This window comes from Methylobacterium sp. (genome assembly GCF_028290105.1).
GTDB lineage: Bacteria > Pseudomonadota > Alphaproteobacteria > Rhizobiales > Beijerinckiaceae > Methylobacterium.
On the sequence record NZ_JAQGKL010000072.1, the window covers coordinates 1 to 12,221 of the forward strand.

At 71.1% G+C, this 12,221-nt stretch carries 9 protein-coding genes; 3 read left to right on the plus strand and 6 right to left on the minus strand.

Features of this window, described 5'->3' with window-relative positions; translation table 11 throughout:
* Positions 1-57: 57 nt before the first annotated feature.
* On the plus strand, positions 58-1,092 hold the full coding sequence (locus tag JWQ05_RS05565; protein ID WP_299655791.1) for an HWE histidine kinase domain-containing protein: 1,035 nt from the start codon (positions 58-60) through the stop codon (positions 1,090-1,092).
* 28 nt (positions 1,093-1,120) lie between these two features.
* On the opposite strand, the gene JWQ05_RS05570 is transcribed toward JWQ05_RS05565, so the two are convergent.
* The 3 genes from JWQ05_RS05570 to JWQ05_RS05580 form a co-directional block, all read right to left on the minus strand.
* Positions 1,121-1,357 carry a DUF2171 domain-containing protein gene (locus JWQ05_RS05570; protein WP_299655771.1) on the minus strand — a complete coding sequence of 79 codons (237 nt, stop codon included), beginning with the start codon at positions 1,355-1,357 and terminating at the stop codon, positions 1,121-1,123.
* A 105-nt stretch (positions 1,358-1,462) separates the two neighbouring features.
* Entirely contained in the window at positions 1,463-3,964 is a 2,502-nt protein-coding gene (locus JWQ05_RS05575) for a PAS domain-containing protein (RefSeq protein WP_299655774.1), read from the minus strand.
* A gap of 2 nt (positions 3,965-3,966) precedes the next feature.
* Positions 3,967-4,158: a type II toxin-antitoxin system ParD family antitoxin gene (locus JWQ05_RS05580; RefSeq protein ID WP_299655777.1), complete on the minus strand. Its 192-nt coding sequence runs from the start codon at positions 4,156-4,158 to the stop codon at positions 3,967-3,969.
* 160 nt (positions 4,159-4,318) lie between these two features.
* Between JWQ05_RS05580 and JWQ05_RS05585 the strand changes: the two genes are divergently transcribed.
* Together JWQ05_RS05585 and JWQ05_RS05590 are read left to right on the plus strand one after the other, a co-directional pair.
* Complete coding sequence (locus JWQ05_RS05585) at positions 4,319-6,832, plus strand: heavy metal translocating P-type ATPase (protein WP_299655794.1); 2,514 nt, start codon at positions 4,319-4,321, stop codon at positions 6,830-6,832.
* Between the two features lie 111 nt (positions 6,833-6,943).
* The gene (locus JWQ05_RS05590) at positions 6,944-8,116 is read left to right on the plus strand and encodes a M20 aminoacylase family protein (RefSeq protein WP_299655780.1); all 1,173 of its coding nucleotides are present in this window, start codon (positions 6,944-6,946) and stop codon (positions 8,114-8,116) included.
* A gap of 68 nt (positions 8,117-8,184) precedes the next feature.
* Here JWQ05_RS05590 and truB read toward each other — a convergent pair whose 3' ends face one another.
* From truB to infB, 3 genes are all read right to left on the minus strand, one after another.
* Positions 8,185-9,213: a tRNA pseudouridine(55) synthase TruB gene (truB, locus tag JWQ05_RS05595; RefSeq protein WP_299655783.1), complete on the minus strand. Its 1,029-nt coding sequence runs from the start codon at positions 9,211-9,213 to the stop codon at positions 8,185-8,187.
* Between the two features lie 130 nt (positions 9,214-9,343).
* Positions 9,344-9,814 (minus strand): 30S ribosome-binding factor RbfA, encoded by a 471-nt coding sequence (gene rbfA, locus JWQ05_RS05600; protein ID WP_299655785.1) that lies wholly within the window; start codon positions 9,812-9,814, stop codon positions 9,344-9,346.
* A 309-nt stretch (positions 9,815-10,123) separates the two neighbouring features.
* A partial coding sequence (gene infB / locus JWQ05_RS05605; protein ID WP_299655788.1) for a translation initiation factor IF-2 occupies positions 10,124-12,221 on the minus strand: 2,098 nt, incomplete at its 5' end.

The window sequence follows — 12,221 nt, forward strand, 5'->3', positions numbered from 1 at the left end:
CAGGCCGGTACTCCCCTGCGCCCCGATGCCGAATTGCCGATCCGGACCTTACGGCCTATGCAGCGATCACCCTCACAATCGGATAACCACTTGGCCTCAATACCACTGCAACCTCACGTCTGGCAGCCGGACCACCTTCGCCTAGCCGTCACTGCCGCCGGCGTGGCACTCTGGGCATGGAACGTCGACACGGACGTGTTCACGATGGACGCACGAGGGTTCGAACTGTGGGGCAGGCCGTTGCGGGAAACGGTGACGTTCGAAGAGCTGTCGTCGCATATCCATCCGGCGGACCGCGACCGCGTCCGCGCCGCCTTTGCCGCCACGCGTGCGGTGCTCGGGTCCTATGAAATGGATTTCCGCATCCTGATCGGAGACGATGTCCGGTGGATCGCGGCGCGCGGCCAGGGCGAGGATGCCGGGATCGTCGGCCGCACGATGTTCGGGATATTCCTCGATGTGACGGGCAGGAAGCAGGCGGAGGAAGGACACGAGCTTCTCGCCGGCGAGATGAGCCACCGCGTCAAGAACCTGCTCTCCATCGCCACAGCCCTCACCGCCATCACCTCGCGCTCGACCACCACGACGGCGGACATGGCGCGCGAACTCACGCAGCGCCTCACGGCGCTGGGGCGGGCACACGATCTCGTTCGTCCCCTGCCGGGGGGACAGGGCAAGGCGGCGCTGCTCGGAGACCTGCTCTCGATCCTGCTCGCGCCCTACGACGACATGGGGGCCTTCAGCGGGCGCATCCGCGTCTCGGTGCCCCGGATGGGGGTCGGCGAGGCGGCGGCGACCACGCTGGCCCTCGTGGTCCACGAACTCGCGACGAACTCGCTGAAATACGGTGCCCTCTCGGTGGCCACGGGGACCCTCGACGTCTCCTGTCCGGTCCAGGACGACGTCGTCGTGATCACCTGGACCGAGCGCGGCGGTCCGCCCGTCACGGCGCCGACTGGCCCCGGCGGCTATGGCAGCCGGCTTCTCAAGCGCGCGGTGACGCAGCAGCTCGACGGCTCGGTGGAGCGCACCTGGGACGAGGCGGGCGTCATCGTGAACCTGACCATGAACAAAGCCTACCTCGTCACCTGAGGCGAGCCCGGCCGGTCCGAACCCTGGATCAGCCGGCTTCCTCCCAGAGCGCCCGCACGTCCGCCGCCGTGGCGGTGAGATGGACGTGCTCGTCGACATGGTCGATCCAGGCGACCGGCAGGTGGTGGTGCCGGCCATGCGCGGCCGGGTCGGTCCGGGTCAGCTTGATCCCGGCGTCCCCGTCGAGGTGGTCGACCGTGCCGACATGCAGCTCGTCGGACGACCGGACCTCCATATGCGCCGTGATCTTCGCGGCCTCGGCCATGCCATCCTCCCGTCCCGAACCCTTGCGGAGTCAACGAGGGGCCGGGGCCTGAGTTCGAGGAACCGTCCGGACGTGACGGTCGCGCGGTTCGCGCCCGCCCGAATCTCAGCTCGCCGGGCCATCCGGGCATTTGACCGTGAGCTTGCGCAGGAGGCGCCCGAGCTGTTCGGCGGAATAGGGCTTGTGCAGGAGTTCGAAGCCCTCGGACCCGTCCTGCGCCAGGACGTGGCTGTAGCCGGAAGCGAGCAGGACCGGCAGGCCGGGCAGGCGCTGGCGCAATTGGTTGGCGAGGGCGATGCCGCCCATGCCCGGCATGACCACGTCCGAGAACACCGCGTCAAAGCCGCCGCCATCCGAACCGAGCCGGTCCAGGGCGTCCTCGGCGTTGACGGCCCAGGTGGTCCGGTAGCCCAGATCCTCCAGGATCTGCGTGGCGAAGCGGCCGACCTCGAGATTGTCCTCCACCACCAGCACGCGCTGGCCGGTTCCCATCGGCGAACCGGTCTCGGGGGTCGGACTCGGCGGCGCCGCGTGGTCCGGCTCGACCGCGATCTCGGGCAGGTAGAGCGTGAAGGTCGTGCCGTGCTCGAGCCGGGTCTCCACGTCCACGTCGCCGCCGGATTGCTTGGCGAACCCGAACACCTGGCTCAAGCCCAGGCCCGTGCCCTTGCCCACCTCCTTGGTGGTGAAGAACGGCTCGAAGATGCGCAGGATCTGATCGGGCCCGATGCCGGCGCCCGTGTCGTTGAGCGACACGGCGGCGAACGCGCCCGACGTCCCCGCATGGCCCCGGATCTGCGGCAGCCGATCCCGGCGGTTCAGGCGCAGGGTCAGCGTGCCCTCCCCATCCATGGCGTCGCGGGCGTTCACCGCCATGTTGATCAGCGCCGTCTCGAACTGGCTCAGGTCAGCCTTCACGAAGCAGGGTTCGTCCGGCACTTCGAGCACGAGGCGGATGCGGGCCCCCGTCACCGTGTCGAGCATCTCGGCGACCCCGCGCAGCCGCTCGCCCAACGCGAACACCTCGGGCTTGAGCGCCTGGCGCCGGGCGAAGGCGAGCAACTGGCCGGTGAGCTTGGCGGCGCGGTCCACCGTGTCGGAGACCGCATCGAGGTAGCGCCGCTTGCGCGCCTCCGGCAGGTCCGGCCGGCGCAGGAAATCCACGGACGAGCGGATGATCGTCAGCAGGTTGTTGAAGTCGTGCGCGACCCCGCCGGTGAGCTGGCCGACGGCCTCCAGCTTCTGCGATTGGCGCAAAGCCTCCTGCGCGACGGCGAGGTCCGCCTCCGCGCGCAGGCGCGCCGAGATGTCCTTGGCGTAGTGGAAGGCCCCGATGATCCGGCCATGCGAGTCGCGCAGCGGCGCGTAGGACACTTCCCAATAGGGCTTGGCCAGATCGGGATCGCCGAACTCCTCGGTGACCGTGAAGGTCTCGCCGTCGAGGGCGCGGGCCATGAAGCCGCGCATGATCGGCGCCTGGTCGGGCGGGAAGAGGTCGCAGAACACCTCGCCGAGTGTCACCCGGTGTCCGAAGATCCGGAAGAATTCGTCGCTGTGGGCCCGGTTGAAGGCAATGAGCCGGAATTCGGTGTCGAAGGCGCAGATCGGCGCCGCGCTCGATTCGAGGATGTCGCGCGAGAGCCGGAGTTCGGCCGTTCGCTCGGCGACCTGCTGCTCGAGGTTGTCGTTCAGGGCCTGCAGGGCCTGGGCGGCGTCCTGCCGGCTGCGCTCGGCCCGCACCCGCTTGGTGATGTCGCGGGAGACGCCCACCAGCTTGAGCACGTCGGTCCCTTCGGGCTGGAACGGCGCGAAGCTGACCTCCCACCAGCGCGGCTCGCCCTTGGCCGTCGGGGCATACCCGTCGATGCCCGAGGGCTCGCCGGCGGCGGCCTGACGGATGGCTGCCCGGAGTTTGTCGCGCTCCTCCTCCGGCCAGAGCCCGGCGTAATCCTGGCCGAGGATCGCTTGCGCGGAATCGATCTGGTTCAGCTCCAGGCCGCGCGCGCTCATGAACTCGACGCGGCCTTCCGCCGACAGGACCTTCACGCAGTCCGGGCTCGCGGTGAGGATCCCCTTGACGAAGGTTTCGCTGCGCTGGAGCGCGGCGCCCCCGGCCAGACGCCTGTGGGCGTCGAGATGGAAGCCGATCAGGTCTGCGAACATCGAGAACATGCCGACGATGTCCGGCCGGTTCAGCTGCGCCGGGCGCGGGTCGATGGCGCAGAGCGTGCCGAAGAAGCTGCCGTCCGGCAGCCGGATCGGCACAGAGATGTAGCTCTGGAAGCCGTAGAGCGCCGGGGTCGGGTGCCCGCAATACACCGCGTCCTCGGCCACGTGGTCGATGACGACGGCCGTCCCGCTGTCCCGGATCTCGTCGCAGATCGTGGTCGCGACCTGCAATTCGCCGCCGGGCACCAGGCCGAAGCCGATCTCGTCCCGCACGCTGCAGGTGACCCAGCGTTTGTCCGTCACCCGGGCGATCGCGGCAAAGCCCATGCCGGTCGTCCGGCAGATCACGTCGAGGATCGTCGGCACCGCCGCGATGCTCTCCACCGCGATCACGTCGGCCTGGACGTCGTGCGGTTTGCTCGATTCGCGCGAGGCCATGCTCAGCCGAGATCCACGGACTTGACGATCACGCCGCGCGACCGCGGCAGCTTGTGGTCGCGCTCGATCAGGAGGCGCAGGCCGGCGCGCACGACCTCGCTGGCATTCGCGTAGTGCCCGCTGGCGACCTGGCCCCGGATGTAGCTTTCCAGCTCGTGCGTCAGCGCGATGTTGCGGGTCGGCGTGTTGGACATGGTCGGAGCGTCGCACGGGGCCGGAAAGCTGTCAAAAACTGGCAACTCCGCACCGGTGTCCGGGCCTTCGGACAACCGCCGGCGCCCGGTTCGGCGCCAGCGGACGATGACGATCGGACGCCCTTGACCATTCCTCGGGAGGCATCCCCACATGAGGGACATGGACACGACCCTGAACCCCGTCATCCCGGCGCCCGGCCGGCCCGTCAGCCTCCCGGTCGAGGGCCTGACCTGCGCCTCCTGCGTGGCTCGCGTCGAGCGCGTGCTGCGGGCGCTGCCCGGGGCCTCGGAGGTCGCGGTCAACCTCGCCACCGGGCGCGCCAGCCTGCGCCTGCCGGGCCCGATCTCCGGGGCGGTGGAGGCCATCGGGCGTGCCGGCTACGCCGTGCCGGAGGCGGTCACCGCGATCGAGGTGGCGGGGATGACCTGCGCCTCGTGCGTGGCTCGCGTCGAGCGCGTCCTGGCGGCTCTGCCCGGCGTCGCCTCCGCCTCGGTCAACCTCGCCACCGGCCGGGCCGAGATCCGCCATCCCGAAGGGCTGGTGGCGCGGGCCGACATCGAGGCCGCCATCGCCCGGGCCGGCTACGAACCGCTGGCGCCGGCCGGACCCGATGCCGGGTCGCGACCCGACACCGGGGCGGCCCGCCGGGCGGAGGAAGCGGAGGCGTTGCGGCGCGACACGGTCCGGGCCGCCACCCTCGCGGCTCCGGTCGTCCTCCTCGACATGGGCGGCCATCTCGTGCCGGCCTTCGCGCACGCGGTTCACGGCGCCCTCGGGGCGACCGCGGCGGGGCTCGTCCAGGCCGTGCTCGCCACCGGCGTGCTGGCCTGGCCCGGCGCCCGCTTCTTCCGGCTGGGCCTGCCGAACCTCCTGCGCGGGCACCCCGACATGAACGCCCTCGTGGCCCTCGGGGCGGGGGCGGCCTACCTGTATTCCCTCGTCTCGGTCCTGGCGCCCTCCGTGCTCCCCCCCGGCACGGCGCATCTCTACTTCGAGGCGGCCGTCCTCATCGTCACGCTGATCCTGCTCGGGCGGACGCTGGAGGCCCGGGCCCGGGGCCGCACGGGGGCGGCCATCGCGCGCCTCGTCGGGCTGGCGCCCGCCACCGCCCGGGTCATCCGCGACGGCGCCGAAGTCGAGGTGCCCCAGAGCGGGTTGAGGGTCGGAGACGTGGTCCGGGTCCGGCCGGGCGAGCGCGTCGCCGCGGACGGAATCCTGGTCTCGGGCGCGAGCTACGTCGACGAGAGCATGGTCACGGGCGAGCCGGTGCCGGTGGGCAAGGGGCCCGGCGACGCGCTGGTGGGCGGCACCCTCAACACCCACGGCAGCTTCGACCTGCGGGTCGGCTCCGTCGGCGCCGACACGGTGCTCGCGCAGATCGTGCGGATGGTCGAGGCGGCGCAGGGCGCCAAGCTGCCGATCCAGGCCCTGGTCGACCGGGTCACCGGCTGGTTCGTGCCCGCCGTGATCGGCGCGGCCGTCCTCACCTTCGCAGGCTGGTTCGCCCTCGGCCCGAGCCCGTCGCTCGGTTTCGCGCTGGTCAACGCGATCGCGGTCCTCATCATCGCCTGCCCCTGCGCCATGGGGCTCGCCACCCCCACCTCGATCATGGTCGGCACCGGCCGGGCGGCGGAGATGGGCGTGCTCTTCCGCGACGGCGGCGCGCTCCAGCGCCTGCGCGACGTCCGGGTCGTCGCCCTCGACAAGACCGGGACGCTGACGCAGGGCCGCCCGACCCTCACCGACCTGATCGCCGCGCCGGGCTTCGCCACCGACATGGTCCTGCACCTGGCCGCGAGCCTCGAATCGCGCTCCGAACACCCGGTCGCCCGCAGCATCGTGGCGGCGGCACAGGCGAAGGGGCTCGGCCGCGGGACGGTGACGGCGTTCGCGGCCGAGCCCGGCCATGGCGTCGCCGGCGCCGTCGACGGTCATCGCGTGGTGGTCGGCGCCCGGCGCTACCTCGATCGTCTCGGCATCGCGGCCGGCGCCCTCGACGCCGAGGCCGCCCGCCTCTCGGCCGAGGGCCGAAGCCCCCTCTACGTGGCGCTCGACGGGCGCCTCGCCGCCCTGGTCGCGGTCGCCGACCCGATCAAGCCCGACGCCGCCGAGGCCGTGGCGGAGCTGCGTGCGCGCGGCCTCGTCGTGGCGATGATCACCGGTGACGCGGCGGGCGCGGCCGAGGGCGTCGCGCGGCAGCTCGGCATCACCGAGGTCTCGGCCGAGATCCTGCCCGGCGGCAAGGTCGCGGCGGTGCTGGCCCTCCGCGCCCGCCACGGTGCCGTGGCCTTCGTCGGCGACGGCATCAACGACGCGCCGGCCCTGGCGGAGGCCGATGTCGGGATCGCCATCGGCACGGGCACCGACATCGCGGTCGAGAGCGCCGACGTGGTGCTGATGTCCGGCGCCCTCGGGAGCATCGCCAGCGCCATCCGGCTCTCGAGGGCGGTGATGCGCAACATCCGCCAGAACCTGTTCTGGGCGTTCGCCTACAACGTCGCGCTGATCCCGGTGGCGGCGGGCCTGCTCCACCCCTTCGGCGGCCCGCTGCTCTCCCCGGTCCTGGCCGCCGGGGCCATGGCCCTGTCGAGCGTGTTCGTCCTCGCCAACGCCCTGCGCCTGCGCCGGGCGGGGGGCAGGATACCGGTACGGGCGGATCATCCGGCGGTGTGAGCCGCATCGACGCGTTGACCCGGTCTCTGGCCTCTTGTTTGCTGCGCGCACAGCGTCGCAACCCCGGCGCGTCCCAGCCTGAGAGCCGTCGCCTCTCGAAAGTCGCTTCCCATGCCCGTCCTCGACCGGATCGCCGCCTTCGCGGACGAGATCGCCGCCTGGCGCCACGATCTCCACGCGCACCCGGAGCTGCAATACGACGTCCATCGCACCGCCGGCTTCGTCGCCGACAAGCTGCGGGAGTTCGGCTGCGACACGGTCGCCACCGGCATCGGCCGCACGGGTGTCGTGGGGGTGATCCGGGGCCGCGCACACGGTTCGAACCGGGCCATCGGCCTGCGGGCCGACATGGACGCGCTGCCGATCCAGGAGGTGCGCGATCTGCCCTACCGCTCCACGGTGCCGGGCAAGATGCACGCCTGTGGGCATGACGGGCACACCGCGATGCTGCTCGGCGCCGCCAGGTACCTCGCCGAGACCCGCGATTTCGACGGCACGGCGGTGCTGATCTTCCAGCCGGCGGAGGAGGGGGGCGGCGGCGGCGAGGCCATGGTCCGCGACGGGCTGATGGAGCGCTTCGGCGTCGAGACCGTCTACGGCATGCACAACATCCCCGGGCTGGCGCTCGGCACCTTCGCCATCCGGCCCGGCCCGATCATGGCCTCCACCGACCGCTTCACCATCACCATCGCGGGCAAGGGCGGGCACGCGGCCCAGCCCCACGCGGCCATCGACAGCGTGCTGGTGGCGAGCCACCTCATCGTGGCGCTGCAATCGGTGGTCGCCCGGGCGGTCGATCCCCTGGAGAGCGCGGTGGTCTCGGTCTGCGCCCTGGAGGCCGGCGAGGCCTTCAACGTGCTGCCCCAATGCGTGACCCTGCGCGGCACCATGCGGGCCCTGTCGAAGCCTGTCCGGGCCCTGGTCCAGGCCCGCATCGCCGAGATCGTCACCCACGTGCCCGCCGCCTTCGGGGCCACGGGCGCCATCGAATACAACAGCGGCTACCCCGTCACCGAGAACCACCCGGCCGAGACGGATTTCATCGCCGACGTGGCGGCGGGGCTAGTCGGGGAGGAGGGGATCGACCGTGCGGTGGCGCCCCTGATGGCGGCCGAGGATTTCTCCTACATGCTCGCGCACCGCCCGGGCGCCTACATCTTCGTCGGCAACGGCGACAGCGCCGGGCTGCACCACCCCGAATACGACTTCAACGACGCCGCCGCCCCCTACGGCGCCTCGCTCTGGGCGCGGGTGATCGAGGCGGGGCTGCCGATCCGGGACTAGAGGCGCGCGCCGCACCCTCTGCCGGAGGGGAGAGGTTGCGTCGCAGGTGTTCGGCAGGCGCCGTCCGGTCAGGCCGAGCGGTTCGCCGTTCCGCCGAGGTGGAACACACGGTGCGGCACGAGTTCGCCGCGCTCCACGTCACCCACCGCCACGAGGATGCCGCCGCAGGTGGCAAAGGCCTTGCCCTCGACGGGGGCGTCGCGCCCACGCAGGATCACGGGCTGGCCGCGCATGAGACGCAGCGCCATGTCGCGGGACACCGGCACCGAGGGCACGACGTCGAGGGCGGTCTCGACGGGGTGCAGGTTCCCGGCATTGCCGTCCGGCCCCGCCGCTTCCAGGGCTGCGACTTGGCACGAATCGGCCTCGGTGAAGGGCCCGACGCGGGTCCGGCGCAGGGCCGAGACATGGCCGTAGCAGCCGAGCAGGCGGCCGAGGTCGCGGGCGAGCGCCCGCACATAGGTGCCCTTGCCGCAGGCGGCCTCGATCACGGTGCGCTCGGGGCTGTGCTCGACGACCGCGAGGTGGTCGATCTGCACGGGGCGCGCCACCAGCACGACCTCCTCGCCGTCGCGGGCGAGGTCGTAGGCGCGCTCCCCCGCGATCTTGATGGCGGAGTAGCGCGGCGGCACCTGCTCGATGGCGCCGACGAAGGTCGGCAGCGCGGCCTCCACGGCGGCCCGCTCGGGGCGCGCGTCGCTGGTGGCCACCGGGCGGCCTTCCGCGTCGTCGGTGTCGGTCTCGATGCCCCAGGTCACGGTGAAGACGTAGGCCTTGCGGCCGTCCATCACGAACGGGACAGTCTTGGTGGCCTCTCCCAGCGCGATCGGCAGGATGCCGGAGGCCAGCGGGTCGAGGGTGCCGGCGTGGCCGGCCTTCTTGGCGTTGAAGGCGCGCTTGACCACCGCCACGGCGTGGGTCGAGGTCATGCCCACGCCCTTGTCGAGGATCACCCAGCCGTTGACGTCGCGGCGCTTGGGCCGGTCGGGGCGCGGGGCGCCGCGCGGCGGGCGACGGCCCTCGGCGGCCGCGGGCTGCTCCGCCGGGTTCGGCGGAAGGGCGCCCTCGGTCTGCGCGATGGTCGGTTCGTCGATCATGGAATCCTCGGTCACTGATCACGGGGGCCGGGCGGCGCACGCCGCGCCGTCATCCGTCCCCTGTGGACGTTTGAAACGGGTCCGCCCGCGTCGGGGGGAGGAACCGGACTTGCTCGGGTTCGAGCCGGCGTCAGGCGGCGTCGGGATCCGGCGCACCGGCCGGTTTGCCGGCCCCCGCGTGGGGCGCCTCGTCCGTGGCTTCGTCGGTTCCCGGCGATTCGAGGTCACGCCGTACCTTATCAGTCCGGAGCAGGGCGTCGATCCGGTCGGCCTCGTCGAAGGTCTCGTCGCGCAGGAAGCGCAGGTCGGGGGCGAATTTCAGGTTCACCCGGCGGGCGACCTCCTGCCGGAGCGCCTTCTTGTTGCGCTCGAGAGCCGCGATCACCGGGGCCTCGTTCAGGCCGCCGAGCGGCATGATGTAGGCGGTGGCGAGCTTCAGGTCCGGCGACATCCGGACCTCGGGCACCGTGATGACGTGGGCGCTCAGCACCGCGTCTTGGATGTCCCCGCGCTGGAGCACCTCGGCGATGGCGTGGCGGATCAACTCGGCGACGCGCTGCTGGCGATGCGAGGGGCCGGCGGGATTCTGTTTCTGGGCCATGAGAAATTCTGATCGTCTTGTCGTTGAAACGGTTCGACACCGGTCCGCACGGGGCACGCTCGCAAAAAGCGTCGCTGAAATGGAACGCCGATGCGCTCGTCCTCGGCCGTAGCCGGGGCGGATCGAAACGAAGCGGTCACCGAAGGCGCCCTCCATAGCGCAGATCGGCGTTCGGGAGATAGGCCCGTCGCGCGGGTTTGATCCCGGCGACGGCGAGCCCGGCTCGTCGGAACGGACCGGACCGGAAACGAAGAGCGGGGCCGCGACCTGCGTCGCGACCCCGCCCAAGCCTCGATGGGGACCGGACGCTCAGAGCGTGCGGCGGATTTCCTCGACCCGGTAGCACTCGATGGTGTCGCCGGCCCGCATGTCCTGGAAGTTCTCGAAGGACATGCCGCACTCGTAGCCCGAGATGACTTCCTTCGCGTCGTCCTTGAGGCGCTTGAGCTGCGAGAGCTTGCCCTCGTGGATGACCACGCTCTCGCGGATGAGGCGAACGTGGGCGCCGCGCTGGACGACGCCATCGGTGACGCGGCAACCGGCGATCTTGCCGACCTTCGACACGTCGAAGATCTGCAGGATCTGGGCCTCGCCGAGACGCTCTTCCCGAAGTGTGGGAGGCAGCATGCCCGACAGGGTCGCTTTGATGTCGTCCACGAGGTCGTAGATGATGTTGTAGTAGCGGATCTCGACACCCTTGTTCTCGGCCGATTCGCGCGCTTCCTTGTGGGCACGCACGTTGAAGCCGATGACGACGGCCTTGGAGGCCTCCGACAGGGTGACATCCGATTCGGTGATGCCGCCGACACCCGAGAGAAGGATGCGCGCCGAGACCTCGTCGTTGCCGAGCTTCTCGAGGGCACCCGTGATGGCCTCGACCGAGCCCTGCACGTCACCCTTGACGACCAGCGCCAGTTCCTTGCGGCCGGCGCCTTCCTTGAGGTCGCGCATCATGTCCACGAGCGACCGGTTGGCGCCGCCGGTGCGGGCGGCGATCCGCTCGCGCTTCTGGCGGGCACGATACTCCGTGACCTCGCGGGCACGGGCCTCGTTGGGGACCACCGCGACGCGGTCGCCCGCATCCGGGGTTCCGTTGAAGCCGAGCACTTCCACGGGGACCGAAGGACCCGCGTAGGGGACGTTCTCGCCCTTGTCGTCGATGAGGGCGCGGACGCGTCCCCACTCGGCGCCGGCCACGATGATGTCGCCGGTGAACAAGGTGCCGCGCTGCACGAGCACGGTGGCGACGGGACCACGACCGCGATCGAGCTTGGCCTCGATGACCGTGCCTTCGCCGTCACGCGCCTCGTTGGCGCGCAGGTTCAGGATCTCGGCCTGGAGCTGCAGGCCGTCGAGCAGGTCAGGCAGACCGTCGCCGGTCTTTGCCGAAACCTCGAACTCGAGGGTCTCGCCGCCCATCGACTCCACCTGGATGTCGTGCTGCAGCAGCTCGGTGCGGACCCGCTGGGGGTTCGCGTCGGGCTTGTCGATCTTGTTGATCGCCACGATGAGCGGCACGCCGGCCGCCTTGGCGTGGGAGATCGCCTCCACCGTCTGGGGCATCACGCCGTCATCGGCCGCCACCACGAGCACGACGATGTCCGTCACCTTCGCGCCACGGGCACGCATGGATGTGAAGGCCGCGTGGCCGGGGGTGTCGATGAAGGTGACCATGTCGCCGGACGGGGCCGCGACCTGGTAGGCGCCGATATGCTGCGTGATGCCGCCGGCCTCGCCGGAGACCACGGTGGTCTTGCGGATCGCGTCGAGCAGCGAGGTCTTGCCGTGATCGACGTGGCCCATGATCGTGACGACCGGGGGACGGGGATCGAGATCCTCCTCCAGGTCCGGCTCGTCGCTGAACAGGCCTTCCTCGACGTCCGACTCCGCGACGCGGCGCACGGTGTGGCCGAGTTCCTCGGCGATGAGCTGGGCCGAATCCGAGTCGATCACGTCGGTGATCTTGTGGATCTCGCCCTGCTTCATCAGCAGGCGGATGACGTCGACGGCCCGCTCCGACATGCGGTTGGCGAGTTCCTGGATCGTGATCGTCTCCGGGATCGTCACCTCACGGGAGAGCTTCTCTTTCTGCTCCACGTGACGGTTGCCGCTCATGCGCTGCTGGCGACGGCGGAACGAGGCGATCGAACGCGTGCGCTCGTCCTCGCCCGATGTCGCCGTGGCGATGGTGAGGCGGCCACGGTTCCGGTCGCCGCCCGGCTGCTTCGGGGTCTTGGGCGGCGTGATGATCTTGAGCGGCATGCCGGGACGGCGGATGACGCGCTTCTGCTCGCTCTCCTCCTCGGCCGGGGTGCCGGCGGGGCGGGCGCGCGGCGCAGGCGCCGATGTCAGAACAGGCGGACGACGTGTGCCGGTCGAGGCGGCACCCGGACGGGCCGGTGCACCG